20 protein-coding genes are annotated in these 26,528 nt (G+C 69.9%); 6 read left to right on the forward strand and 14 right to left on the reverse strand.

Going from position 1 to position 26,528, the window contains the following annotated elements:
• Positions 1-266 precede the first annotated feature (266 nt).
• Both ABH925_RS09935 and ABH925_RS09940 read right to left on the reverse strand, forming a co-directional pair.
• Positions 267-1,814, reverse strand: coding sequence for a long-chain fatty acid--CoA ligase (locus tag ABH925_RS09935; RefSeq protein WP_370146942.1), 1,548 nt, complete (start codon positions 1,812-1,814; stop codon positions 267-269).
• Positions 1,815-1,819: 5 nt separating this feature from the next.
• Entirely contained in the window at positions 1,820-3,379 is a 1,560-nt protein-coding gene (locus ABH925_RS09940; RefSeq protein WP_370146943.1) for an AMP-binding protein, read from the reverse strand.
• A 228-nt stretch (positions 3,380-3,607) separates the two neighbouring features.
• On the opposite strand from ABH925_RS09940, the gene hemA reads away from it, so the two are divergent.
• A complete protein-coding gene (gene hemA, locus ABH925_RS09945; RefSeq protein WP_370146944.1) occupies positions 3,608-4,819 on the forward strand; it encodes a 5-aminolevulinate synthase in 1,212 nt (403 codons plus the stop codon).
• A 209-nt stretch (positions 4,820-5,028) separates the two neighbouring features.
• Here hemA and ABH925_RS09950 read toward each other — a convergent pair whose 3' ends face one another.
• Positions 5,029-5,271 carry a hypothetical protein gene (locus ABH925_RS09950; protein WP_370146945.1) on the reverse strand — a complete coding sequence of 81 codons (243 nt, stop codon included), beginning with the start codon at positions 5,269-5,271 and terminating at the stop codon, positions 5,029-5,031.
• 836 nt (positions 5,272-6,107) lie between these two features.
• Here ABH925_RS09950 and ABH925_RS09955 point away from each other — a divergent pair.
• Both ABH925_RS09955 and ABH925_RS09960 read left to right on the forward strand, forming a co-directional pair.
• Positions 6,108-7,370, forward strand: coding sequence for a hypothetical protein (locus tag ABH925_RS09955; protein WP_370146946.1), 1,263 nt, complete (start codon positions 6,108-6,110; stop codon positions 7,368-7,370).
• 232 nt (positions 7,371-7,602) lie between these two features.
• Positions 7,603-8,172: a hypothetical protein gene (locus tag ABH925_RS09960; RefSeq protein ID WP_370146947.1), complete on the forward strand. Its 570-nt coding sequence runs from the start codon at positions 7,603-7,605 to the stop codon at positions 8,170-8,172.
• Positions 8,173-8,277: 105 nt separating this feature from the next.
• Here ABH925_RS09960 and ABH925_RS09965 read toward each other — a convergent pair whose 3' ends face one another.
• The 4 genes from ABH925_RS09965 to wecB all read right to left on the reverse strand — a co-directional run bounded on the left by ABH925_RS09965 (position 8,278) and on the right by wecB (position 12,608).
• A complete protein-coding gene (locus ABH925_RS09965) occupies positions 8,278-9,051 on the reverse strand; it encodes a choice-of-anchor P family protein (protein ID WP_370146948.1) in 774 nt (257 codons plus the stop codon).
• Between the two features lie 31 nt (positions 9,052-9,082).
• On the reverse strand, positions 9,083-10,459 hold the full coding sequence (locus ABH925_RS09970; protein WP_370146949.1) for a glycosyltransferase family 2 protein: 1,377 nt from the start codon (positions 10,457-10,459) through the stop codon (positions 9,083-9,085).
• A complete protein-coding gene (locus ABH925_RS09975) occupies positions 10,453-10,962 on the reverse strand; it encodes a hypothetical protein (protein WP_370146950.1) in 510 nt (169 codons plus the stop codon). Before ABH925_RS09975 ends, ABH925_RS09970 begins: the two co-directional genes overlap by 7 nt.
• Positions 10,963-11,330: 368 nt before the next feature.
• Entirely contained in the window at positions 11,331-12,608 is a 1,278-nt protein-coding gene (gene wecB / locus ABH925_RS09980; RefSeq protein ID WP_370146953.1) for a non-hydrolyzing UDP-N-acetylglucosamine 2-epimerase, read from the reverse strand.
• Between the two features lie 544 nt (positions 12,609-13,152).
• On the opposite strand from wecB, the gene ABH925_RS09985 reads away from it, so the two are divergent.
• Positions 13,153-14,013: a metallophosphoesterase gene (locus ABH925_RS09985; RefSeq protein WP_370146954.1), complete on the forward strand. Its 861-nt coding sequence runs from the start codon at positions 13,153-13,155 to the stop codon at positions 14,011-14,013.
• Between the two features lie 63 nt (positions 14,014-14,076).
• On the opposite strand, the gene ABH925_RS09990 is transcribed toward ABH925_RS09985, so the two are convergent.
• The 7 genes from ABH925_RS09990 to ABH925_RS10020 all read right to left on the reverse strand — a co-directional run bounded on the left by ABH925_RS09990 (position 14,077) and on the right by ABH925_RS10020 (position 22,631).
• On the reverse strand, positions 14,077-15,246 hold the full coding sequence (locus ABH925_RS09990; protein ID WP_370146955.1) for an oxygenase MpaB family protein: 1,170 nt from the start codon (positions 15,244-15,246) through the stop codon (positions 14,077-14,079).
• Positions 15,247-15,288: 42 nt separating this feature from the next.
• Positions 15,289-16,341 carry a polyprenyl synthetase family protein gene (locus ABH925_RS09995; RefSeq protein WP_370146956.1) on the reverse strand — a complete coding sequence of 351 codons (1,053 nt, stop codon included), beginning with the start codon at positions 16,339-16,341 and terminating at the stop codon, positions 15,289-15,291.
• Positions 16,334-16,621, reverse strand: a complete 288-nt coding sequence (locus tag ABH925_RS10000; RefSeq protein WP_370146957.1) for a hypothetical protein — start codon at positions 16,619-16,621, stop codon at positions 16,334-16,336. Before ABH925_RS10000 ends, ABH925_RS09995 begins: the two co-directional genes overlap by 8 nt.
• 461 nt (positions 16,622-17,082) lie before the next feature.
• The gene (locus ABH925_RS10005; protein WP_370146958.1) at positions 17,083-18,222 is read right to left on the reverse strand and encodes an SPFH domain-containing protein; all 1,140 of its coding nucleotides are present in this window, start codon (positions 18,220-18,222) and stop codon (positions 17,083-17,085) included.
• 658 nt (positions 18,223-18,880) lie between these two features.
• Positions 18,881-19,270 (reverse strand): cytochrome c oxidase subunit 4, encoded by a 390-nt coding sequence (locus ABH925_RS10010; protein ID WP_370146959.1) that lies wholly within the window; start codon positions 19,268-19,270, stop codon positions 18,881-18,883.
• Complete coding sequence (ctaD, locus tag ABH925_RS10015) at positions 19,267-20,946, reverse strand: cytochrome c oxidase subunit I (RefSeq protein WP_370146960.1); 1,680 nt, start codon at positions 20,944-20,946, stop codon at positions 19,267-19,269. Before ctaD ends, ABH925_RS10010 begins: the two co-directional genes overlap by 4 nt.
• Entirely contained in the window at positions 20,943-22,631 is a 1,689-nt protein-coding gene (locus tag ABH925_RS10020; protein WP_370146961.1) for a cytochrome bc complex cytochrome b subunit, read from the reverse strand. Before ABH925_RS10020 ends, ctaD begins: the two co-directional genes overlap by 4 nt.
• A gap of 476 nt (positions 22,632-23,107) precedes the next feature.
• Between ABH925_RS10020 and ABH925_RS10025 the strand changes: the two genes are divergently transcribed.
• Together ABH925_RS10025 and ABH925_RS10030 are read left to right on the forward strand one after the other, a co-directional pair.
• Entirely contained in the window at positions 23,108-23,572 is a 465-nt protein-coding gene (locus ABH925_RS10025; protein WP_370146963.1) for a sigma factor-like helix-turn-helix DNA-binding protein, read from the forward strand.
• Positions 23,573-23,717: 145 nt separating this feature from the next.
• Positions 23,718-26,273 (forward strand): pectinesterase family protein, encoded by a 2,556-nt coding sequence (locus tag ABH925_RS10030; protein ID WP_370146964.1) that lies wholly within the window; start codon positions 23,718-23,720, stop codon positions 26,271-26,273.
• Positions 26,274-26,528 lie beyond the last annotated feature (255 nt).

A 26,528-nucleotide genomic window follows, 5' to 3' on the forward strand; every position in this document is an offset into this window, starting at 1 on the left:
CGGGAACGGCGGACGTCCCGTCGCTCGGCACCGGCCGAGCAGGCCGAGGCAGCGGCAACGGCCACCGGATCCGCCGAACACGCCCTCGGCGCGCCGGACGGTCAGCTCCTCAGATGACCATGCAGGAACCCGATATCGCCGCGATAGCGCGAGCCGCGACAGCGGCCCCCGGACCAGCCACGCAGCCTCGCCGACGGTGCCCCGCACCCCGCGCGGGGCGGGCGTCCGGAGGGGTTCCCGTCGCTCTGTTCTCGCCTGATGCCGTGTCAGGGGCTGAGCCGACGGACCAGTTCCCGCTTGAGGACCTTTCCGCTGGGGCCAAGCGGGAAGGTGTCGACGAACTCCACCCGGCGCGGGTATTTGTACGCGGCCATTCTCTCCCTGCTCCAGGCGACGATCTCCGCGGCGAGGGCCGTGCCCGGTCCGCTGCCCGGTTCCCCGCCCGGCCGCACCCTGACGACCGCGCAGACCTCCTCACCGTGCACCTCGTGCGGGAGGCCGATCACGGCCACTTGGGCGATCGCCGGGTGGCGCGCCAGCACCTCCTCCACCTCGCGCGGGTACACGTTGTACCCGCCGCGCAGCACCATGTCCTTCTTGCGGTCGACGACGGACAGGTAGCCCTCGGCGTCCTTGACGCCGAGGTCGCCCGAGCGGAACCAGCCGTCGACGATCGCCGCGGAGGTCGCCTCGGGCCGGTTCAGGTATCCGGCCATGACGTTGTGTCCCCGGATGACGATCTCGCCCAGCTCTCCGGCGGGCAGCAGTTCGACCCGGTCCTCGACCGCGGCCCGGGCGATCTCGACCTCGACGCCCCAGATCGGTTTGCCCACGGTGCCGGGCCTGCGCGGCCACGTCTTCTGGTTGTACGTCACCACCGGTGAGGTCTCGGTCAGACCGTATCCCTCGTAGACCGGGCAGCCGAAGATCCGCTCGAACTCCTCCAGCACCGCCACCGGAAGCGCGGAGCCGCCGGAGAACGCCCGGTCGAGCCTCGGCCGCCGCGGGTCGGCGCCGGCGGCTGCGATCAGCGCGATGTACATGGTCGGGACGCCCATCAACAGCGTGCAGTCCTCGCGCACCATCAGGTCCAGTGCCGCCGCGCCGTCGAACCTCGGCATCAGCGCCAGGGTCGCCCCGGCCCGGAAGCAGGTGCCCATGCCGCAGATCTGGCCGAAGGTGTGGAACAGCGGCAGGCAGCCGAGAAGGACGTCGTCGGGCCGGACGTCGAAGGGGGAGAGCATGGTGGTGTCGACGTTCATGACGATATTGAGATGGGTGATCATCGCGCCCTTGGGGCGGCCGGTGGTGCCCGAGGTGTAGAGGACCACAGCGATGTCGCCGGGGTCGCGCGGGAGGTAGCGGTCGATCGGCGTGGCGCGTTCGGCGAGCGTGTCGAGGCCCGGTGCGCCGCCACCGTCCTCCCCCCTCCGGGTGATCAGGGGTGTTCCGGCGGCAGCGGCGCCCTTGCCGCCCTCCTCGATCAACGGAGCGGAGCAGATCAGCGCCTTCGCGCCGGAGTCGCGCAGGACGTAGGCGATCTCGTCGGCGCGGAGCAGCGCGTGCACGGGCACCACCACTGCGCCGAGCGCCAGCACGGCGAAGTACGCGATCGGGAAGAAGGGCGTGTTGGGCAGGAGCAGGGCGACCGTGTCGCCGGGTTCGATCGCCTGGTCGCGCAGCACCGCCGCACACCTCCGCGCGGCGGCCCACAGGTCGTGGTAGGTCACCCGCTCGTTGCCGAACACGACCGCTGGATGGTGGGGTCGGCGCAGGGCGGACTCGGCCAGGACGGCGGCTGCGGAGAGGGTCATCCGGGTCAGCCGGCCGCGCGCGCGACCAGCCGCGCCCGGTCGGGTTTCCCGGTGCCGGTGAGGGGCAGTTCCGCGTCGATGGCGACCTCGGCCGGGGCGTGGCTGGGGCTGAGCGCGGCGGCGACGTGGCCGCGGAGCTCGGCGGCTGTGGCGGTCGCGCCGTCCCGCAGCACCACGACGGCGTGCATGTGCTCGACCCGGTCCGCGTCCGGAACACCGAACACGGCGGACTGGACCACGTCCGGGTGCGCCATCAGGACGTTCTCGACCGTCGTCGGATGGACCTTGATGCCTTTGACCTTCATGACATCCGCCATCCGGCCACTGATGCGGATGTAGCCGCGGGCGTCGACGCGCCCGAGGTCGCCGGTGTGCACCCATCCGTCCCTGACGGTACGGGCGGTGAGGTCGGGGTCGGCCACGTAGGCGCACATCGCGAACGGCGACCGGACGCAGATCTCGCCGACCTCGCCGACCGGCAGGTCCCGGTGGTCGTGCGGATCGCGGATGCGGACCTCTCCCGCCAGCGGCCGGCCGACCGTGGCCCTCAGGTCGGGGTCGAGGTGCTCGGCCGGGGAGAGCATGCTGACGGCGCCGGCCTCGCTGGTGCCGTAGACCTGGAAGAGCACGTCGCCGAAGACCTCGACCGCGTCGGCCAGCCGCGCCGGTGACGCGGGAGACCCCGTGTAGCAGAGCATCCGTAGGCTCGACAGGTCGGTGGCGGCCAGGTCCGGGTGGTCCATCAGCAGATAGAGCTGCGGGGGCGAGACCAGCAACCGGGTGATCCGGTGCCGCTCCACGGCTCGCAGGACTTCACCCGGATCGAAGCCGTCGTGCAGGACCACCGCGCCGCCGGAAGCGAGCGAGTCGTCGGTCGTCGAGCCGCTCGAATGGCTCATCGGCAGGGTGGCCAGGTAGACCGCGCGCCAGGCCATCTGCAGTCCGGCCGCGATGAACCGGTTGCGGGTGCGGAAGTCGACGGCTACCCCCTTCGGCCTGCCGGTCGTACCGCTGGTGTAGGAGACCACCGCGGCGCGATCGGGGTCGACCCGGGCGTCGGTGCGGTCGAGCGCGTCCCCGTCGGCCGCGGTCAGGTCCAGGACGTCAGGGCCGAGGTCGCCGAGGGCGACGAGGGTCGGCGGGGTCGGCAGGCGGCTGCGGAGCGAGCGGGCGAGGTCGAGGTGTTCAGCGTCGACGGCCAGGAAGGTCGCGTCGTTCTCCCGCAGGATCGCCAGCGCCGCGTCCGCGGCCAGCCGGTCGCCGGGGTCGACCGCGTTGGCGGTGTGCAGGTGGACCACGGTCGCGCCGGTCAGGTTGGCCGCGTAGCGCAGGAGCAGGGTGGCCGGGGAGTTGGTGGCGGTGAGAATGCCGACGACGGTTCCGGTTCCGTTCGCCTTCGCCGATCCGTCGCTCCCGTGCCGGTACAGGACCTGTGCGGAGGCCCTGACCGTGCCGGCGAACTCCGCTGCCGTGAACGTCTGGTCCCGCCAGGAAAGGACGACCTTCTCAGGATCGGCGGAAATCACCTTCAGGACCTGGCTGACATAGCTGTCGTTCGCTGACATGGAGAACTCCGGTCGGGAGCGCCTGGGCTGGATTTTTGAGGAGCATAGCATTTCTTTGATGTGATTTCGGTCCGCCTTTCCCGGTGGATCTGAGGCGGACTCAGGGCCTGTCGCGGGTGGCGCTATCGAAATGATATGCCGCCCTGGGACGATGACTCCGTCCATCGGGCGTCACATACGGATGCGATTCCTGCCCGGTCATGGTGACCAGAGAGCGAGTCCATTGCAATGGCCCATTATCTGGAATGCTTTTCAAAGCAGGCGATGCGGTTCGATCCTGCCGGGCAGGGGCGCGAGTTCCTTGAGATCGGGCGCCGCGCCGGTCGTTTCCCGGCGGCGCGGTACGAACGCGACGGTGTCCGTGCCGAGATCAGCGTGTGGTGCAGCAACGACTACCTCGGGATGGGTCAGCATCCGCAGGTGCTGGCGGCGACGAAAGCCGCCGTGGACGAGTTCGGAGCCGGGTCCGGCGGCTCCCGCAACATCGGAGGGACGAACCACCTCCACGTCCTGCTGGAGAAGGAACTCGCCGACCTGCACGGTAAGGAGGAGGCGCTGCTCTTCACCTCCGGCTACACCGCGAACGACGGGGCCCTGTCGGTCCTCGCCGGACGTATGGAGAACTGCCTCGTCTTCTCCGACGAGTTGAACCACGCCTCCATCATCGACGGGCTCCGCCACAGCGGCGTCGAGAAGCGCATCTTCCGGCACAACGACTCCGCGCATCTGGCCGAGCTCGTCTCCGCGGCGGACCCCGACCGTCCGAAGATGATCGTCCTGGAGTCCGTCCACTCGATGGCGGGTGACGTCGCACCGCTCGCGGAGATCGCCGGCATCGCCAAGCGGTACGGCGCGATGACCTTCCTCGACGAGGTGCACGCGGTCGGGATGTACGGACCGCAGGGGGCCGGTGTCGCCGCAGCCGAGGGGCTGGCGCAGGAGTTCACCGTCATCATGGGGACGCTGGCCAAGGGGTTCGGGACCACCGGCGGCTACATCGCCGGCCCGGCCGCGCTGATCGCCGCGGTGCGGAACTCCTCCCGGCCCTTCATCTTCACCACGGCCCTGCCACCGGCCGTCGTGGCGGGCGGACTTGCCGCGGTCCGGTACCTCCGCACCTCCGACCAGGAGCGCGAGACGCTGCGCCGCAACGCGCGGCTGATGCACCGATTGCTCAAGGAGCGCCGGGTACCTGTCCTGTCGGACAGTTCTCATATCGTATCGGTGCTGGTGGGCGAGGACAGCTTGTGCAAGACGGCCTCCGACCTCCTGCTGGAGCGTCACGGCATCTACGTCCAGGCGATCAACGCGCCCAGTGTGCGGGTCGGCGAGGAAATCCTCCGCGTCGCGCCCGGTGCTGTGCACGGCGGCGACGACGTGCGGGGCTTCGTCGAGGCGCTGGCCGGGATCTGGCAGGAACTGCGGCTGCCCCGCTCGTAGCCGTCGAAGGTCGCCGCTCTGGCCGTGACGAGGAAGGCCGACGCCGCGGCTCTCGGCAGGGTGCGCGTTCCGGCATCGTGAGGCAGTCCTCCGTACGGCCGGCGATCTCGGCGTTCCGCTGACGTCGTTCGTGCCGGTGATGACGGTCTGCGACGATCCGCTGTCAGTTGTCAAAGCCGGTATGCCCGTTGGTCGTTGGGGTGGCACGGTCACAGTGGTTCGAGGTCGGTGGGGTCGGCTTCGAATTCGATGCCTCCGCCGAGGGGGCGAATGAACACCCGGCGGCGCCAGAGGGTGTCGCTGAGGCTGAGGTGTTCCACCAGTTGCCCGGTGATGGTGCCGGTGCGTCCGTCGGTGCGGTGGCGCACGGGGTGGCCGAGGTGGGGGTGGGGCGGGGTAGTGATGGTGACTCTTGCCGGGGCCTCCTGCCGGCGGGCGCGTTGTGCGGTCATGGCGACCAGTATGTCCGCCTTCCGTCCCGGTTCGGCGTATGCCGGGGGCATGGGAGTCTTTTCGGCGCGAAGAATCGATTCACCTTCCTCCTGAAGGCCCGCTGGTGCTCTTGATTCCCCACATGGTTACGGATTCAACTGGGGCCGAGCAGCGCGGCCATCGGGGGTTCGGGTCCGGCCGGGAGCGCCGCCGGAGACCATGCCGGTGCTGCAACGGAGCGGGCCCGGCGTGCGGCCGGCGCGCGAGTGTGGGGCTCGCCTGGCGCTGGTGCACAGGTGACGGGGCGTCACGAGACTGGCCCTTCCTGCGGCTGGCGCCCGGCGGCGGCCCGCACCAGGGCGCGCCGGGCTGTTCGGCGGCGGGTCCACCACTCCCGGGGTCGGTGAGAACCCCGAAGGTGGCGCGACCGAGTGACTGAGAAGGCGCCTCTGACGGGTCGAGTGCCTCGGCCAGCCGGGTTCCGGCTCTGCCCGCGGGCATCGACCCGCGTGCCGGGAAGCCCACGGCCGTGACCTTCCGTCATCCCTGTACCGGAATTGATTCGGGATCAGTTTCACCCGACGCCCACAAACTGTTTGCGGCGAGCCTACTGGGGAGATCGGTCGCGACCGGCGATGGTGACGGAGCCGCCCCGTTCGGAGTGGCACTGGCAAGAGCCGATCAGCGTGGAGCACGCGCCCGTCGCTGACACGGCTCGACCGTCGGAAGGTTGTGACACCACACAGTGGGAGTGCTCTCACGTAGGAATGTCCTGATCGGATTCGCCGCGGCGACCGTCAGCCCTGGGCTGACCCTTCCCGCCCATGCTGCAGACAGCGCGTCTGCGTTGAAGACCATGGCCACCGCGCAGGACCGGTCGATGGCGGCTGCAGCAATCCCGCCGCTTCCGGACCTTCCCCTCATCGGCGGGCCGGAGTTTCCGATCGGGGCGTTCTGGCCACCGCACCCGATCGCAAGCACCCTCGCGCGCTACACGGAGATCGCCGACGCCGGCTTCACCTTCCTGATTTCCGGGAACTACGCCGAGGACAGCTACATCCTCACGTACCAGCTCGGCCTGGCGGAGCAGACCGGGGTGAAAATGCTCGTCGCCGACGACGTCCGAGTGGCTGAGATGTCGCGGCTGTTCTCCATCTCCGACGACCCCAGAGTGGACCTGTCGATCACCCCGGCAGAGGCGTCGGAGCTCTACATCCAGGCACGGGACACCTATCGTCAGTACTCCTCGCTCGCCGGCTTCAGCCACTACGACGAGCCGGCCCGCTCGTGGTTCCCCTCACTGGCGCGCGCCCTCCAGATCGCTCGTCACGCCGCGCCGGACCTGCTCCCCTATGTGAACCTCTCCCCGAGCGAGGACCCGGCGTACTACAACGACTTCGTGAAAACGGTGCAGCCGTCACTCATCTCTTTCGACCGCTACCCCCTGGCCTCGCCGAGCGAGGACCCCGGCTACTTCAACAACTGGTCCCTGGTGCGCCGGGCAGCGCTCGACGCGGGCATCCCCGCCTGGACCTATATCCAGGCCATCGGACGCAGCGGTCACCCCACCATGACATTCGAGGAAATGCTCTGGCAGATCAACGTCAGCCTGGCTTACGGCGCCAAAGGCATCCAGTACTTCACCTACTGGACCCCGGACCCCGCACGCGGCTCCTACGCAACGGCACTGATCACTGTCGACGGCCAGCGCTCCCCGAGCTACGACGCCGCCCGCGCCATCAACACCACCTGGCTGCGCCCGGTCGGCCGCGAGCTCAAGCCTCTGCTGAGCGAGTCCGTCGTCCATGCGAACGAGACCGCGTTGCCGAGGGGCGCCGTCGGTTTCTCGCCCGACTCCCACGTGCGCGGCGTCTCGGGCCAAGCGGTGATCCTGGCCACCTTCCGCGGTCCTGTGGACCGGGACCGTTTCCTGCTGATCACCAACCGATCGCACAGTTCCGCCGCCGAAGCGACCGTTAGCGTGCAGCCGGGCACCGTCGCCTCCATCGAGGTCTTCGACCCGGCCCACGGCACCTACACGGGAGCAAGCGGCGCGACGCAGATCGACGTGAAACTCGGACCCGGTGCCGCGACCCTGACCCGCCTGCGAGGGAAATGAGGTCCCTTCACCTGAGGGGGAGTAAGCGGGGGCTCCGCCGGTGGCTGACCGCCGAGGTTCGAGAACTCTGGACGGCACCCACCCAGGCCGGTCGGCGGTCCTGGCCTTGCGCGCTTGTCGTCAGCCGGCTGTCCCACAGGTGGGGCGGGTGGGGAATCAAGGGGAGCGGATTGTCCGAAGCCTGAGCAGGGGTGGCGAGAGTACCAGACGTCAAACAGTAAGGGGAAATGGGATGGTGAACGGGCTCAGGTACGGTGATCGGATTCACCTGAAGAACGGGTACAAGGGCGGGCAGGGCGGATACCTCGACACCCTCAACAACCACGCCCTGGCGGGTCTGAAGCACTACGTGGCCACGGCGGACAGCCCCACCCGTGCCCCGGGCTCGGGCACGTGGGAGATCCTGTCGGCCTCGGGCCAGGCGCCAGGCCGGCCCGTCCTGAGCGGGGACCTGGTCCACCTGCGCAACCTCTACGCCGGCGACGGTGGTTACCTCGACACCAGCAACCACGCCACCAGCCCGCAGCAGGGCGGCGGCGGCAAGTACGGCGTGGCCACCGCCGACTCCATGGACCGTGCCCCGGGCAGCGGCCGATGGCGGATCTTCGCCCAGACCTCCGCACCCACGGACCAGAACGTCCGGGTAGGGGACGTAGTCCACCTGTGGAACACCTACGACGACAACGGCGGCTTCCTGGAGACCAGTCAGAACTCCACGAACGGCGACCTGTACGACGTCTGTACCAACGCCTACTTCAACCGCGGTGACAACGTCGCCGACTGGAGGATCTACCAGGCGTAACCCCGGCTCCTGCAACTCGGGGGACCGCCGCGCGGGGCGTGCGCGGGGCCCTGGACCGAGTCCAGGGCCCGGCGGCAGCCAAGCTCCCCGGCATTGGGCTGTGGGTCAGCTCAGGGTGGTTCGGCGGCGGCGCAGGAGGGCGACACCTGCGGTTGCTGCGGCGGCGGCCGCACCGCCGCCGACCGCGGTGGGGGTGGTCATCATCGGGACCGGCGGGGTGGGCGGCGCGCCTTCGCAGTCGGCGTGGCCGATGATGACGTTGGCGCCGGTTCCAAGGACGGTGAGATGGACGGCGTTGACGCTGAGCGTGTTGCCGGTGCGGGTCTGTTCGTTCAGGACCAGGGTGCCGACGTTGGCGATGGTGACGATGGTGTTGGGGGAGGCGTTCGCTTGCAGGGTGATGGCAGGCAGGCCCAGCAGGCTGACGGTGCCGCTCGCGATGGTGCCGGTGCCGCTGGGCTGGCCGGGCAGGGCCGGGGCGGTGCAGGTGGAGTTGACGCCGGTCACGTGCAGGGAGGTGCCGGCCAGGACCTGGGCGAGGTCGGCGGTCACGTCGGCGACCGTCGCGGAGGAGTTGGAGGTTCCGGCGGCGATGCTGCAGCCGGTCTGCGCGGTGAGCAGGGATGCGGTGGCGAAGGGGCCGGCGTTCAGGCCCAGCAGTGTCTGGGTGGATCCGACGCCGGGCGGGCAGGCGGACAGCGGGGTGGGGGCTACGGCGGCCAGGTTGCCCAGCGCGTCGGCTTGCAGGACGTAGGCGTTGGCGTCGGGGGGCAGCACGGAGCGTCGGCTGGCGTTGGCGTCGGCTGCGCCGACCAGCAGGCCAAGGGCGGCCAGACTTGCTACTGCTGCGGCGCTGGTGAAGGTCCGCTTGCGGTTCACGTGTGCTTCCTTACGTTGTAGGTGGGGGAGGTCACGCCTGTGCGGCCGCGGGGCCGGAGGGTGCGATTTCTGCGTTGCGGCGGGTCTTGGACCAGCCGGTGTGTCCTTGCAGGATGCGAATCAGCGCTCGCCAGGAGGTCAGGCAGAACGTGCTGATGAACACGGTGTAGGCCAGACCGAGGCCAACGCCGCGCAGCAGGCCGACGGTGGGTTCGCACCGGCGGACGTAGATGGGTCCCCACAGCAGGAAGGGGCCGAATCCCATCGCCATGAGCAGGGCAAGGAGCATCCATCCGCCGCTCAGGAACCAGGCGCTCATCGTGGAGGTGTCGGTGGCTGCGTTCCAGACCATGATGATCATCGGTACCGGGTACACGATGGTTCCGATGATCTGCATCCACGGTTGCAGGAGGTAGTAGGTGGCCTCCAGGACGCCGATGGTGGGGATGTTGGGGGATCTCCACAGCTGGGGGATGTAGCTGGCGCACTGCATGGTGCCCTGGCCCCAGCGGGTGCGTTGGGTCAGCAGGCGGCGCAGGTCCGGCAGACCTTCCTGGTCCACCAGGGCGTCGACGGTGTAGGCGTTGCGGTGTCCGGCCAGCATCATGTGGACGCCGAGCTCGTAGTCCTCCAGCAGGGCGCCGTGCCATGGCGTGCCGTGGGCGCGGCGGATGTCGTCCAGGGCGGACAGGCGGCTGAACTGCCCGTTGCCTCCCAGGCCCACGGTGCGGGTGTGGCTGCGGGTCATCTGCAGGGCGGAGATCGCGCAGCGGAATTCCAGGTCCTGCATGCGCACCAGGAGGCGGCCCCACCAGTTGGCGATCCGCCCGCCCGGGCGTGGACGGGCCTCGTCGCGGTTGATCATGCGTACGGCCACCTGGACGGATCCGATGTCGGGGGTGCCGAACAGATGGGGGGCCGCGCACACGTCCAGGGCGTTGGCGCTCAGCTGCCCGTCGGCGTCGATGACGCCCACGATGACCCGTGAGCGGTCGGTGCCGGGGTCCAGCGCCTGGTCGAGGGCCGCGTAGGCGGCGTTCAGGGCGGGCCCCTTGCCCTGGCGGGCATCGGGGAGGGTGCGGCTGACCAGGTGCAGGCGCTCGCACTGGCGCATGCGGGCGCGTACCAGGTGGGCGGTGGCGTCGGTGGAGGCGTCGTCGACCACCCATACGTGGACGTCGTCGAAGCTGCCCAGGACGTTGTCCAGGGTGGCTTCGATCACCGCCGCCTCGTCACGGCACGGCACGAACAGGTGCCATACGAAGTCCTTGGCCTGTCCTGCGGGTTGGGGTCTGTGGCGCAGGTACGGGCGAAGGATGATCACGACGTAGGCCAGGAATGTGGTGCTCATCAGCAGGGCGAGTGCCTGGGCCAGGCCCGCGGAGAAGTGCCAGTAGTCGCTCAGCAACTCGCCGCTCCGTCCCTGGACGGGCCGGTACTGATGCGCCAGCCCACGACGGCCAGGCCGGCCGCGATGAACAGCAGGCTCATCAAGGATCCCAGGACCAGATGTCCGAGCTGGTAGCCCGTGGCCAGGCCCAGCTGCGACATGAGGGCGGCGATCAGCCCCACCCGCAGCAGGTTGCTCACCGCGATGATCAGCGCCGCCAGGGCGATGCCTTCGAGGACCCGGCGAGTCGGCACCCGGCGCGTCCACAGGACCGCCGCGCAGACCATGGCCAGGGGCGCGATCACCAGCGCGGCACTGCACTCGGGAGTGATCTGCAGCCCGAACGCTCCGGTGCCCTCGCCACCGAAGTAGACGATCGCCATCGAGGGGGCCGCGCTGGTGGCGCTGAACGGGCGGAACATCAACGCGGCGACATCCGACTCCATCGCGCGAAAGTCGGCCGACCACACCAGCATCGCCACCGCGGCGGCGAGCACGACCACCGCTGCGGGCCGTTCCATCCCCGCCCCGGGGCGGGCGCCCGTCCTCACAGGCGAGACCGACGTGTGAAGGAGGCCCTGCGGACCAGGAACGCCCCCACCCCGATCACGACGAGGCTCGTCACCAGGGCGATCCCGATATTGACACCGGTGGCCGCCAACATCCCGGCTGCACCACCCACCACCATAGGCCTGTACATGCGACAACTCCTCAACGTAGACACGGACATTCGAATGACGGTCGCTTGGACGCTCCAGCCCCTGCGAACCGGAGCGGACGCGGCAACAGCAGGTGTTCGGCCGGCCACGACGCCGGCGCCACCACCGGTCCGCAGGGGCAGGGCCTCGACACAGGTCAGCTCGCCTGTGCCCACGGAAGTGACGGTTCTTCAGCAGCGCAGCGGGGACACGATCAGGTCCTGGGGCCGAGGTGCGGCGTCAAGGAGCCAGCCGCAGGCCTGTGCCGCACGGTGCCCCGCGCGGCCGTCGCCGTAGGGATTCACGCCGTTGACACCGCCGGCCGCAGCGGGTTCACCCAGCAGCGTGCCGGCTGCTGTGACGATATCCACTTCGCGCGTTCCCACCAGCCGCGACAGCCCGGCCAGCAGGCCCTCGGTACGCTCCGTGGTGTCCCGGGTGACCAGGGCCGGCACCCCCAGGGCCGCCGCCTCCTCCTGCACGCCGCCTGAATCGGTGATGAGTACTGACGCGCGTGCCAGCAGCCTCGCAAAGGCGATATACCCCACCGGCCCGGTCAGGTGGACGTTGGCAAGCCCATAAAGCGGCTGCTCAAGGGTGGAGCGCACTGCGGGGTTCATGTGCGCGGCGACCACGAACAGGGTCTGGGGATATGTTCGCGCCAGCGTCGCCGTGGCTGCTGCGATACGGCCGATCGGTGCCCCCCAATTCTCCCGTCGATGCGCGGTGACCACGACGAAGGCACGGCCCGAGCGATCCGCTGCCTCCAGGACCTGGTCGTTGTAGGGCGCCGACTGGCCCAGCGCGCAGTGCAGCGCGTCCACGACCGTATTGCCGGTGACCACGATGCGACTGGCGGCAGTCCCCTCCGCCAGCAGGTTGTCCCGCGCGGTCCAGGTGGGTGCCAGATGCAGGGACGCCAGCTGAGCGATCTGCCGGCGGTTTCCCTCCTCGGGGAAAGGTGCGGCCAGGTCACCTGAACGCAGGCCCGCCTCCACGTGCACCACCGGGATCCCCGCGAAGAACCCGGCCATGGCACCGGCCAGGGCGGAACTGGTGTCGCCCTGAACGACAACCAGTTCCGGGCGCGCGCGTCTGAACTCCCCTGCCACCTCACGCAACAGGGACGACGTCAGCGTGCCGACGCACGGCAGGTCACAGGCCGTGCGCAACTGCACGTCGGCGTCCAGCCCGAAATCCCTCAACGCCTCGGCGACGGGAGCGCCGTGCTGACCGGTCGAGATGATGTGGCACCTCGCCCAGTCGCACTGTCCCAGCGCCGTCGCGACCGGAGCGAGCTTGATCGCTTCGGGCCGCGTACCGACGACCAGGGAAACCGCCCGGCGGCTCGCCGCCGACCACGCACCTTGGGACGCCCTGCGAGGGCGCACGGGAATTCCGTACAAGGAGACCCCAATGCAGACAATACCGGTCGTATTGACCAGCCACTGGCGGTGATCCTCACCCACAAACGGACAGAGAGCCTGCCAGACACAGGCGGTGACGGCGATATTTGAACTTCCCCACCCCTGCTCGCGACGAGACCTTGGAGAACTTCCGGGTCAAGGGCGTCTACGGCGAAGGTCTCGTCCGAGGCCTCAACCGGTACCGCTGTGACCCCGCCTCCCTGCGAACACTGGAAGACCCGTGGTCTCGCGAGCGGGCCCGACCGGCTTCGGTCCTCACGCCGCCCTGGTCGGACCAGCGGACCGCGTAGCCTGAGCAACGAGCCGCTCGACGACGGGATGCGGCAGGCGTCCGGGCGTGTGACCTGCGGGTTGTGCGGTACGCCCGGTCCCCGGAACTGGAGTTCCTCCACTGGGCGGAAGCGGGCGCCACGTACCCGAGCCGAGAATGTCAGCAAATACCCATAAATCATGGATAATTCCCGAATTAGTGCGTGGCGCTGCCGGCACCCGTGCAACCCGGCTCTGATCAACAACCTCGCCACCTGCGAATGGGTCAAGAAGGGCGAGCCGCTCCGGACGGCCGTGTCAGATGGAGGCAGTAGGAATGGGACCGGTGGCAGGACCGTCCGGCGGCAGGCTGTACGCGGTGAGCGACCTGCATGTGGCGTACGAGCAGAACCGGCAGATCGTGGAGGGGATCTATCCGCGGCACCAGGGCGACTGGCTGCTGGTGGCGGGCGATATCGCCGAGAAGGCCGCCGATGTCGAGTGGGCGCTGGGGCTGCTGGCCGACCGCTTCCACACCGTGGTCTGGGTTCCGGGAAATCACGAGCTGTGGACACACCGGGACGACCCGGTGACGCTGCGCGGCCTGGACCGCTACCTCCACCTTGTCGAAGGGTGCCGCTCCCTCGGCGTGCTGACCCCGGAGGACGCCTATCCGGTGTGGACCGGCCCCGGCGGGCCGGTGACCGTGGCGCCGCTGTTCGTCCTCTACGACTACAGCTTCCTGCCGGCCGGCGCCCGAAACGGGCAGGAGGGGCTGGGCAAGGCCCACGACGCCGGCGTGGTCTGCACCGACGAGTACCTGCTCCACCCCGACCCGTACCCGAGCCGTGAGGCCTGGTGCCACTCCAGGCTCGCGTACACGCGCAAGCGGCTCGACGCGTGCGACCCTGAACTGCCCACTGTGCTGGTGAACCACTTCCCCCTGGTCCGCGAACCCACGGCCGTGCTGCACTACCCCGAGTTCGCGCTGTGGTGCGGCACCGTGGGCACCGCGGACTGGCATGTGCGCTACCGGGCAGCCGCCGTAGTCTACGGGCATCTGCACATCCCGCGGGTCACCTGGCATGACGGGGTTCCCCACCGGGAGGTCTCGCTGGGCTATCCGAGGGAGTGGACGGGCAGGGGCGGGCCGGAACCGCTGCTGCGCGAGGTCTTCCCCGGTGGGGTGGCACTGTGATCGAGCAGCTGCCGGACGGGAGTGCGCGCCGCCCGGGGCGGGGTGCGCCGGACGCGCCCCGGCTCAGGTGGGGAGTTGGGTGGAGAGCGGGGGCGGGGCCCACGGGTCGGTGCGGTGCTTGGTGGAGGTGACGCCGTGTTCGTCGTGGAGATGTTCGGGGATGGCGTACTGCATGACCCGCCCGCGGGTGAGCGAGCTGAGTTCGAATCGGGTGGTCAGGTCACCGAGGCGGTCCAGAGCCCAGGCTCCGAGCGGGGAGGAGTCCTCGACGCGTTGGAGGATGCCCAGCAGGGTGGGGGCGAGGGTGATGGCCTTGTCCCACGGGGAGCGCGGTACCTGGAGCCAGTCGGCGCAGGTGTCGCCGATCAGGTAGCGGATCAGCGCGGGGACCACCGGGTCGAGCAGGGTACCGGGCACGACCTGCTCGTACAGGTCGATGAGTTGGCGGGTGAGGATGACGCCCTCGTCGCAGGGGCCCATGTGGCGGGCCATGTAGAGGTCGGAGAAGTCGCGTGCCTCGGCCAGGTCGGCGGGGGCGGCCCGGGTGTCCACACCGAGCATCGCGCCGACCACCCGCCAGGCGTAGAAGTAGGCCTCGGCGCCCTCGTTGGACATGTGAACGCCCATCCGGTGCAGGGCGTCCAGCACCTGGATGGAGAACATCATCTGACCGCCGATCATGTCCTCCTGGCAGATCGGCACGCCGAGGTCGGCTTCGTCCCAGCGGTTCTCGCGGCGCAGGTGGTGGCGGATGGCGGCGTGCAGCAGGCGAACCTTCTGCGCGGCCGGGATGAACCTGCCGCGGTCCTCGAACGCGTCGGGGCGCATCAGGTAGAGGGTGAACTGACCGGTCTCGGCCATTCGCTTGGAAGGGTAGTCCAGTGAGTGGGTGGCGCTGAGCAGTCGGGCGACATGCGGGACGACGTAGCAGGCGGGCATGGAGGCGAAGGACAGCGCGGTGGAGATGTGGACGTTGTTGCGGATGAAGAAGAGTCGGGCCTTCTCCATCTGGTCCCAGTCGACCCAGTCGGGCGGGGCGGCGGTGGCGTGCAGGTAGTCGCGTGCCTCGTCGGGGACGTCGTCGGGCAGCGGTTGGCCGCTCTGGGCGAACCAGCGCATCAGGGTGTTGAACCGGCCGATGTCACCGCGTTCGAACAGCTCGTCCACCACGGTGTCGGCCAGCGGGTCGCCCGTCAGGCGCAGGGCGTTCATCGCTTCGGGTGTCACGGTCATCTGGGTGCCCCCTGGTTCGGTGTCTGTTCGCTGTCTGCGGTGTCAGGACGCGCGGGCGGTCGCTGCGGCGACCAGGTCGGACAGAGCGCCGGCCGCCTGGGGTGGAAGGGCGGCCCGCGCAAGGGCGGTTCGGGCGGCCGTCACCCGATCGGCGATCATCTCTTCGACGCGCGCGCGGGCGCCGGAGCGCTCCATGATGTCGCGCAGTTCGTCCAGTTCCGCCGCGCTGAGGTCGGCGCGGCCCAGCGTGGACCGCAGGTGAGCCCGGTCGGCGGTTGTCGCGCCGCCGAGGGCGAGGGCGAGCAGCGCGGTGGGCTTGGCGCCGGTCAGGTCGTCCAGGTTGGACTTTCCGGTGCGCCGCGGGTCGCCGAAGACGCCGAGCAGGTCGTCGCGGAGCTGGAACGCCTCGCCCAGCGGCACACCGTAAGCGGTGAAGGAGTCGAGCAGCGCCGTGGGTGCTCCGCCGAGCAGACCGCCCAGGTGCAGCGGGTGCTCGACGGTGTACTTCGCGGTCTTGTAGCGGATGATCTCAAGTGAGCTCTCCGCGCTCGGCGCCCGCCGGGTGCGCAGGATCTCCAGGCACTCCCCGGCGATCAGCTCGCGCGCGAGCGTGGCCCACAGGGAGCGGGCCCGCGCCAGGTAGGCGCCGGGCAGCCCACAGGCGGTGAACAGCTGGCCCGCCCAGGACATCAGCAGATCGCCCACCAGCATTGCCAGCGACCTGCCCTGCGCCTCGCATCCCGGCGCGTCGACGACGGCGTGACGCAGGGCCAGGTGTGCGGTGGGCGCGCCGCGGCGGATCGGGCTGTCGTCGATCAGGTCGTCGTGGACCACGGCCGCCGCGTGCACCAACTCCATCGCCGCCGCGGCCTGGACCATGGCCTCGCTGTCCGGCTGACCCGAGGCCCGCCAGCCCCAGTAGGCGAACGCGGCCCGCAGCCGCTTGCCCTCCGCCACAGCCACGCGCAACTGCTCGGCCACCGGCTCCAGCTGGGGGTCGATGGCGACCAGCAGCGCGGTCTCCTCCTGGACGAAGGTGCGCAGAACCTCGTCGACCCGCGACCTGAGCTCTGGGCCCTGCAGCGGCTCAGGCATCGGGCGAAGGGCGGCGGGAGGCTGCCGCGCGGCGGGCCACGGCCTCCAGATGGGACTCGCAGGCGGGGGCGAGACGGCCCACCAGCAGTTCGCCGCGCGCCCGCAACTCCTCCTGCGCGTCCGCGGCCACCTCGTGCAGGTCGGAACGGCCGAGCACGCCGCGCATCCGGCGCAGCAGTCCCTCGGCCTGTTCCAGTCCCACATCGATGACGCCGGCCAGGAGTTGGACCACCTCGGTCCCCCGATCGGCGCGCGCTTCCGCACTGCCCTGTGCTGACACTGTCCCCACCCTCCCCAGAGGCCCCGATGCGGTGGCTGTCCGCCGAACAGCGGTGCACCGCATCCGCAAGCGTCGGTGATCCTGCCCGCGCAGGGAATGGGATCACCCTGGAGCCATTCGAACCAGCTACTTCTCTGACAAAAGCACATCAATGGTGCTGCTCTGTGGTAACGACTTCCATCTCCCCGGCGGATTCCGGCGGCTGCCGGCCGTCGTGAGGGTGCTGCGGTTGCCGTCGAGCTGGAGGACGCGATGAGCACGGGCGGCCGACGAGGAGCGGTGGGCGATGACGACGAGTGGGCCGTGGCGCGCCTGGAAGTCGGCTACCGCGTGCCGCTCGGCAGTCCGGTCCAGGTGTGAGGTCGCCTCGTCGAGGATGACGACGGGGGCGGGGGACAGGTAGGTCCGGCCGAGGACGATGAGCTGGCGTTCCCCGCTGGAGAGCGCGCCGGCGGGGTCGGCTATTCGACCGGGCCGATGACCCGTTTGACGGGGTCGCCTTTCCTTTCTGTACGGGCCTGTGAGGTGCCCAGGTTCCGCCGGACCGAGTCCAGGATCGTCAGGCCCTGGCCGACCAGGCCCGCCGCGATCTCCCCGAGGCCGTCCGCGCCGTTGAGGACGTTGACGTTGGCACCCGCGAGGCCGGTGGCGGCCTCCTTGACGATCAGCGGGAGCTGGTCGATCAGCATCCGGTCCAGGGCGACCCGGTCGTTCGAGGCCGCGGCCTCTGCCTGGATCTTCATCCGCTCCGCGTCGGCCAGCGCCAGCACCCGGATCCGCTCGGCCTCCGCCTCCGCCGGCCGCACGATCTCCGCCACCAGCTGCTGCTGACGCAGCTCGGCCGCCCGCTGGGCCAGCTCGGTCTGCGCCGCCAGCACCTCCCGCTGCGCGTGGGCCTGCGCCAGCGGACCGGCCTGAGCAGCCTGCGCCTGGGCCCGGTCCACCTCGGCGTTGTACTGCGCCCGTACCACCGCGGTCTGCCGCGCGTACTCTGCCTGGTTCCGCTCGGCCGCCTGCTGCGCCTCGACGGACTGCTGGGTGGCCATCGCCTGGGCGATCTGGGCCTGCCGCTGGATCGCGGCCTGGTGCGGGGCGGCCATGGCCGCGATGTAGCCGGTCTGGCCGTCGTCGATCGACTGGATCTGCAGCGAGTCCACGATCAGGCCGATCTTGCCCATCTCGGTCTTCGAGGTGTCCAGCACCTCGGTGGCGAGCTTCTGCCGCTCGGTGACGATCTCCTCGACCGTCATCGACCCGATGATCGAGCGCAGGTGCCCGGCGAAGATCCGGCCGGTCAGCACCGACATCTGGTCCTGGTCGGACAGGAACCGCTGTCCGGCGTTGACGATGCTTTCCTTGTCGTTGCCCACCTTGAACGCGATCACCGCCCGCACCGTCAGTGCGATGCCCTGGTGAGTGACGCAGGTTTCGGCGACTTCCGCCTCGCACATCGCCAGAGTCAGAAATCGGGTCTTGCGGAAGACCGGCAGGACGAACGCGCCGTGGCCGGTCACCACGCGGAACGGCGCGGCCCCCATGCCGCGTTGGCCTCCGGAGATCAGCATCGCCTCATCCGGAGCGGGAACCCGATATCCGAACATTGTCATCTCCTCAATCGGCGCCCTGCACGGCCCGACACCACTCCGGGGACCCAACGGCGACCACGAGGGCGGTATGCCGGCCGCTGAGCCGGGGGATCATGACCGTGCCCACATCCCACTGTCGCCCCGCGGCGCTTCGGGGTCACTGGGCCGAAAGGCCCTGAAGCGCGCCTACCGGCACGCACACCACACGTTCGCCCGGCATGGATCCAGCCTCTGCCTTGCGCCGTGGATCCACCACGATCAGGATGCGATGCCATCCGGCGGGGCGCACCCTGGCGCTATGAGCGAGCAGCAAGTCCGGTTGCGCCCGCAGCGGCCCCGCACGTGATCGTGCACCCGTTGGTGACGGACGCTGCGGAGCGGCCGTTTCGCCGCGTTGACATCCTCGGCATCCCGATCGGCAGGGCGCACAGCCGCGCGGACGTGATCGCGTTCATACGCCGCGCCGGGCTGGACGTGGAAGTCGGTGATCCGCACTACGTGGAACGGTGCGGCGGCGGCCAGGACGAGGGGGCGCACAGCTCCCGGCAGCTGGGAGGACAGGTGCGGGGCCGTCCGTGGCCCCGGACCGGGCTGGTGCGCCGGGGACGGCCACCGGCAGTGCTGTGCTGGGCTTCCCGGTTCCGCGTCAGCCCGTGGACGGTCGGGTGGCCGGTCACGCGTCGTCGGTGACGTACTGGAAGACGAAGCCCAGGACCGCGCCGGACAACAGGCCGAATCCGAGGAGCAGGATCCACAGCTCGTAGACGATGCCCAGGGCCGCCAGCGTGAAGCCGGTCGCGAGGGCGACCGGCCACGCGCTGCGCGGGGGGAAGAAGGCCAGCGGTCCCGCCGTCTCGACGGTCTCGGCATCGCCCCGGTCCTGTGCGCGCGGGCCGCGCCTGACGTACTGGACGAAGAAGAACACGGCGACCAGGGCCGACATCAGAGCCGCGACCGTCAGTGCCGCGGTGCCCGCCGGTTCCCCGGCGAGCGCCCAGTACACGCAGGCGGTGCCGGTGAAATAGGCGGACATTCCGGCGAACAGCCACCCCTCGGCCTTCACGGCGCCTCCCCGTCCGACCGCTCGCCCGACGCCTCGCCCGACGCCTCGAAGCCGGGATGGTGCAGGTCGAAGGCCGGGGACTCGGAACGGATTCTGGGCAGCGCGTGGAAGTTGTGCCGGGGCGGCGGGCAGGAGGTGGCCCACTCCAGCGACCGCCCGAACCCCCAGGGATCGTCCTCGGTGACCCGTCGTCCGTAGTGCCCGGTGTGCCAGACGTTGTAGAGGAAAGGCAGGGTCGACAGGCCCAGCAGGAACGCGCCCGCCGAGGAGATGGTGTTCAGCGTGGTGAAGCCGTCCACAGGCAGATAGTCGGCGTACCGGCGGGGCATGCCCATGGCGCCCAGCCAGTGCTGGACCAGGAAGGTGGTGTGGAAGCCGACGAAGAGCATCCAGAAGTGAATCTTGCCCAGCCGCTCGTCCAGCATCCGCCCGGTCAGTTTGGGCCACCAGAAGTAGAAGCCGCCGAAGGTGGCGAAGACGACGGTACCGAACAGGACGTAGTGCATGTGGGCGACCACGAAATAGCTGTCGGTGACGTGGAAGTCGATCGGCGGCGAGGCCAGCAGAACTCCGCTCAGCCCCCCGAACAGGAAGGTGACCAGGAAGCCGATGGACCAGAGCATCGGCGTCTCGAACGACAGCGATCCCAGCCACAGGGTGCCGACCCAGTTGCAGAACTTCACCCCGGTGGGGACGGCGATCAGGAAGGACATCAGCGAGAAGAACGGCAGCAGCACCTGCCCGGTGGCGAACATGTGGTGGGCCCAGACCGACACCGACAGTCCGGTGATGGCGATGGTCGCGGCGATCAGCCCGTAGTAGCCGAAGACCGGCTTACGGCTGAAGACCGGCAGGATCTCGCTGACGATGCCGAAGAACGGCAGCGCCACGATGTAGACCTCTGGGTGGCCGAAGAACCAGAACAGGTGCTGCCACAGCAGGGCGCCGCCGTTTGCGGCATCGAAGACATGGGCGCCGAACTTCCGGTCGGCCTCCAGCGCGAGCAGTGCCGCGGCCAGGACCGGGAAGGCCATCAGCACCATGATCGAGGTGAACAGCACGTTCCAGGTGAAGATCGGCATCCGGAACACCGTCATACCCGGCGCACGCAGGCAGGTGATGGTGGTGATGAAGTTGACGGCGCCCAGGATCGTGCCCACGCCTGCCACCACCAGCCCCATGATCCACAGATCGCCGCCCGCGCCGGGGGAGAAGACCGGTCCGTTGAGCGGCGCGTAGGCGAACCAGCCGAAGGCGGCGGCGCCGTTGGGGGTGAGGAAGCCGCTGAGCACCATCAGCCCGCCGAACAGGAAGACCCAGTAGGTGAAGGCGTTCAGCCGGGGGAAGGCGACATCGGGTGCGCCGATCTGGAGCGGCATGATCGCGTTCGCGAAGCCGACGAAGGTCGGGGTCGCGAAGAGCAGCAGCATGATCGTGCCGTGCATCGTGAACAGCTCGTTGTACTGCGCGTTGGTGACGAACTGCATTCCAGGCCGGGCCAGTTCGGCGCGCATCAGCATCGCGAAGGCGCCACCTACCAGGAAGAAGCCGAACGAGGTGACCAGATACAGGTTCCCGATCACCTTGTGATCGGTGGAGGTGAGCCAGCGAAGGACGGTGCGCCCGTTGCGTACCGGCGCCGTCTCGGTGCCGGGCGCCGTGGCCACGACGGTCATTGATCCTCCTCGGGCCCGCGGGGGCCGGCCGGGCCGGCAGGCGGTGTGGCGGGTAGTTCGGTGGGCAGCCGGGCCGGGGGTTCCACGGCGCCCCGGAAGAGCACGCGGTCCCGGTGGAACCAGCCGCCCGCCGACGCGCGCAGTGCCCGCAGCCGGTACGTGGCGGCGGCCGCCCGCCCGCTGTCCGGCGGGAGCAGCGCGGGCGGGGGCGGCGGCTCCGGCAGATCCCGCGCCAGCAGCCGGTACCGCTGGGCGGCGGTCAGTCGACGGCGGGACTCGCCGTAGCCCCCGTCGATCGTCTGGTGCACCTCGCCGGTCTCGAAGCCCTCCAGCAGCAGCTCCCGGTCATGCGCCTGCAGTCCCAGGCAGACCCGCTTGGCGACGAGGAAGCAGATCAACGGGGCGACGAAGAGCGCCACCTGGAGCACCCGGGTCAGCCCTTGCAGGGACACGTCGAAGGTCAGCGCGAGCAGGTCGTTGGCGCCCGCAAGCAGCAGCACCGCGTAGAAGGCGATCCCGGCCGCGCCGAGCCCGGTGCGGGTGGGCTGGTTGCGGGGCCGGTCGCACAGGTGGTGCTCACCCCGGGCGGCGGTGACCCAGCGCTCCAGGAAGGGATAGACGAACAGGCCCCCGAAGAGCAACCCGGGTACCACCAGGGCCGGGACCAGCGCGCTCCAGGACACGGTGTGGCCGAGGACCCGGGTCTCGACCCCGGGCATCAACCGCAGCGCACCCTCCAGCCAACCGATGTACCAGTCCGGCTGGGCGCCCTGGGACGCCTGGTCGGGCCGGTAGGGGCCGAAGTCCCAGATCGGATTGATCTGGCCCAGGGCACTCGCGAGCGCCAGCACACCGCAGAGCATGAACAGCAGTCCGGTGGTGCGGGCTGTGAACTGCGGGAACGCGGGCATGCCCACCACGTTGCGGTTGGTCTTCCCCGGCCCGCCCCACTGCGTGTGCTTGAGCACGACGACCAGGGTCAGATGGGCCCCGACCAGTGCCAGGATCAGGCCGGGCACCAGCAGAATGTGCATCACATACAGCCTGGGGATGATCTCGTGGCCTGGATACTCCCCGCCGAAGGCGAAGAAGGCCACATACGACCCCACCAGGGGGATCGACAGCATGACACCCTCGGCGATCCGCAGCCCGGTCCCCGAGAGCAGGTCGTCCGGCAGCGAGTAGCCGCAGAAGCCTTCCACCATTCCCAGCACGAACAGGGTCATACCGATGATCCAGTTCAGTTCCCGCGGGCGGCGGAACGCTCCGGTGAAGAAGATCCGGAGCATGTGGACACCGATCGCCGACACGAACAGCAGCGCCGCCCAGTGGTGGATCTGACGTACCAGCAGTCCGCCGCGGACGTCGAAGCTGATGTGCAGGGTGGAGGAGTAGGCGTCGGTCATCGTCACCCCGCGCAGCGGGAGGTAGGAGCCGTTGTAGACGCCTTCGCTCATGCTGGGGTTGAAGAACAGGGTGAGGTAGACCCCGGTCAGCAGCAGCACGACCAGGCTGTACAGGGCCAGCTCGCCGAGCAGGAACGACCAGTGGTCCGGGAACACCTTGCGGACCGCCCCTTTGGCGGCGTCGAGCAGCGGAAGCCGCTGATCCACGGCGACCACGGCGGCCGTGACCTGCCTCGCCGCCGGCCCGGGGCCAGGCCCGTCCGACTCCTGGTCCGCCACTGCCACTCACCGCCCAACCGCCTCGGGGCGCGTACGCGCCGCGCGTCGCCGACAGCGTCAGCTCCGGTGCAGACCGACCGTAGTGGCGCACCTGCGGAGAGTCGCGCCGGACGCGCCGGTTCCCGAACGCTCCGCTGAGTTGGCTGAACAGGTTCCCCGGCTCATGTGATGAGCCCATCGCGACGCGGTCGTTGGGGGCGGCCTCTTCTCGCGCCCTTCCTGGCGCCCCGCCCGCCGTTGCGGCATCGGCGAGCGGCCGACCCGTCTCCGCCTCCTGGCCGCCCGCCGCTACGGACGACGCGTCCATCGCCCTCGCCCTGGGCGGCCCGACGCCACACGCCTCCGGCGGCGTAGCCGATCGTGCCGCCTGCTCCGGTACTGGCAAGGGCGGTGCCGCTGCCAGCCCCCGGGGATATGGATGCCGTGCCTTCGGCCGCAGCAGGGCCCGCAGAGGCGGAGGCAGACGGGGTGCCAGGGTGCGGTCCGGGCGGGGCGTGGTCGCCAACCTGTGCCGCAACCGGATCCGCAGGCTCGGGCGGGAGCGCCTGGGGCTGCGCGGCTGGGGCGCGCTCTGGCGGGACCGCGAGCAGGGCACGGACGTGGACGTGCCGCTGGTCGTCGACGTGCGCGGCGCGCTGCGGCTGGTGCCGTACCGGCGGCGGGCCTGCCTGGTGCTTCGCTACGCCTTCGACCTCTCCGAGCAGGAGACGGCGCGTACCCTCGGCATCTCGGTGGGCACCGTGAAGAGCCAGACCTCGCGCGGGGCGGCGCAGCTCGCCGAACTGCTGCGGGCGCGCGCCGAACCGGACGGGGCAGAGCCGGCCCGGCCGACGCCGGCGTCGGGGCCTGGATCGGGATCGGGCCAGGACAGCTACCAGGCCACGGCGACCGCGCGCGGCACCCAGGTCGAGGTGTTCGGGGACTGCTGTCCGACCCACTGAGGCGGGTGTGGCAGATGAGCCGAAAAACAATTCCCGGTGCCGGGCAACCTTTCGGCTCCGCCGGACCACTGGTAGGTATCAGGGCGCTTCCCACCGGGTTCGTGCGGAACTCGGGGCGCGCCGAACTGCATGGAAGGACCGCCCCTTGGCACAGTCCCGACTCGACGAACAGCGCGACCTGCGTGACCGCCGAGACCACCGCCGCTCCCGTACCACGCGACGGGCCCTCGCCATCGCCGGAATCATCACCGTGGTGGCTGCGGGTGCCGCGATACCCCTGTTCGCCGACGCGAGCACCTCGGGCTCACTCCCGGGCACCGACCAGAACGCACCGAAGACCCTCACCGTCGCGGCCGACGGCAGCGGCCAGTACCGCACCGTCCAGGCCGCGATCGACGCCGTGCCGGCCAACACCACCGGCTACAGCATCGTCATCGCCAGGGGCAGCTACCACGAGCTGGTCTCCGTCCCCTCGGACAAGCCGGGGCTGACCCTCAGGGGCGCCACCGGCAACCCCGAGGACGTGGTGATCACCTACGGAAACGCCTCCGGCACCGCCAAGCCCGGCGGCGGCACCTACGGGACGCTGGGCAGCGCCACCGCCACCTTCGCGTCCGCCGACTTCACAGCACTGGGCCTCACCTTCGCCAACTCCTTCGACAAGGCCGCCAACCCGGGCATCACCGCCGGCCAAGCCGTCGCCGTGGCCGCCGAGGGGGACCGCCAGGTCTTCCGGCACGACCGCTTCCTCGGCCACCAGGACACCCTGCTCGCCTGGTCGCCCAACGCTACCGCCCAGACCCGGCAGTACTTCTCCGACGACTTTCTCAGCGGCGACGTGGACTTCCTCTTCGGCAACGCCACGGCCGTCCTCGACCACAGCACCATCCAGGCGCTCGACGACGGCGCGGCGGCCGGGGGCCTCAACGGCTTCCTGACGGCGGCGAACACCGACGCGTCCCGGCACTACGGCTTCCTGATCGCCAACAGTACGGTGACCAGCAGTGCCGCCGCCAACACCTACTACCTGGGCCGCCCCTGGCATCCGAGCAGCACCGCGGTCGCCCAGGTCGCGGTTCGCAACACCGTCCTGCCGGCCGCGGTCAAGCGGGCGACGCCGTGGACGGACATGGGCGGCTTCCCCTGGAAGTCCGCGCGCTTCGGCTCCTATGCCAACTCCGGCGCGGGCGCTGGTGTTAACGCCAACAGTCCTTCCTTGTCCGCCGCTCAGGCCGCGGACTACACCGTCCGCAAGTACCTGGCGGGTACCGACGGCTGGCACCCCCAGGGCGCCGGCGCCCCCTCGGGAGGCACAACTCCGGTCGTCACCACACCCGCCGGGGTCACCGTCGCGACCGGCGACACCCGCAGGGTCACCGAGCCCGCCACGCCGTCCACCGTGTGCGCCGCGCTCAACTCCGGTCTGTCCATGCCCAACCGCGTCGCCACACCTGCGAGCGAGTCCAGCCCGCCGGACACCGCGCGCATCCAGAGGGCTCTGGACTCCTGCGTTCAGAGCGGTTCGGCCACAGTCGCTGTGGAGCTCAGCGGCACCGGAGCCGACAACGCTTTCCTCAGCGGCCCGCTGACCGTCCATCAGGGCGAGGTGCTGCTCCTGGACAGCGGCGTCACCCTCTTCGGATCCCGCAACCCGGCGAGCTACCAGGTGAGCGGCAAGCCGACCTGCGGCACGCTGTCCGCGGGCGAAGGCGGCTGCGCGCCGCTGATCCACGTCTCCGGCGCCAACGCCGGGGTCGAGGCCGTCCGGGCGAGTGACGGCAGCCAGGGCCGGATCGACGGCCGCGGCGATCAGAGCATCCTCGGCAGCGGGACGACCTGGTGGGGCCTGGCCACCGCCGCCAAGAACGCCGGCAAGAACCAGAACAACCCCCGGCTGCTGGAGGCCGACAACTCCGACAACTTCACGCTCTACCACCTCGACCTGCTGAACTCGGCGAACTTCCACGTCGTCTACCAGGGCGGCAACGGTTTCACCGTCTGGGGTGTGCGGATCAAGACCCCGGCGAGTGCCCGCAACACCGATGGCATCGACCCGGCCGGCTCCACCAACGTGACCATCAACGACTCCTCCATCCAGGACGGGGACGACGGCGTCGCGATCAAGGGCGGAAACGGCGCCAGCAGCAATATCACCGTGGAGAACAGCCACTTCTACGGCACCCACGGCATCTCGATCGGCAGCGAGACCTCCAGCGGGGTGACCAACGTCCTGTTCCGCAACAACACCCTGACCGGAACCGACAGTTCGGGGACATTCAGCACCAGCAGCACCGGCATCCGGATCAAGAGCTCGACCGCCGCCGGCGGCAGGGTCTCCGACGTCAGCTACCTCGACACCTGCCTCAGCGGTGTGCAGGATCCGCTGGTCTTCGACACCCACTACTCCAACGGATCAGGCTCGCACATCCCGTTCTTCACCGGGATCCTGGTCGACGGTGTCAGCGCGGTCCGTTCCCCCTCCGGTGCGAAGTCCACGCTGGTCGGCTTCAGTTCGGCCTACCCGCTCGGCCTGACCCTGGAGAACGTCTCCCTGGACACCACCGGCTCGACCGCGTCCTACGCCGTGATCAGCACCTACAACAGCAATCTCAAGCCCTCGGGTACCGGAGTCTCCCTCGCCGCCTTCAACGGCGGCGGATCGGTGCCGAACTGCAGCTTCCCCGCCTACCCGGCGCTCTGAGGACCCGCCTCCCCGGCAGACTCTCAACGGCCCCTGGCAGCCCCCGAAGCGCTGGCGGCGGTTTCCAGGGCCCGTTGCACCACGTGGCTGGTTGTTCAGGCCGCGAGTAGCTCATGCAGGCGCTCGGCTGGGGTTTCGCAGCCGAGCGTTTTGCGCGGGCGGCCGTTGAGTTCGGCGGCGACGGCGTCCAAGTGTTTGCTGGAATCCGCCGAATCGGGCGACTCCGCTACCTGAGAATGGCGGATATGTCCAGTT

The sequence above is a fragment of the Streptacidiphilus sp. EB129 genome (genome assembly GCF_041262645.1).
Taxonomy (GTDB): Bacteria; Actinomycetota; Actinomycetes; order Streptomycetales; family Streptomycetaceae; genus Streptacidiphilus.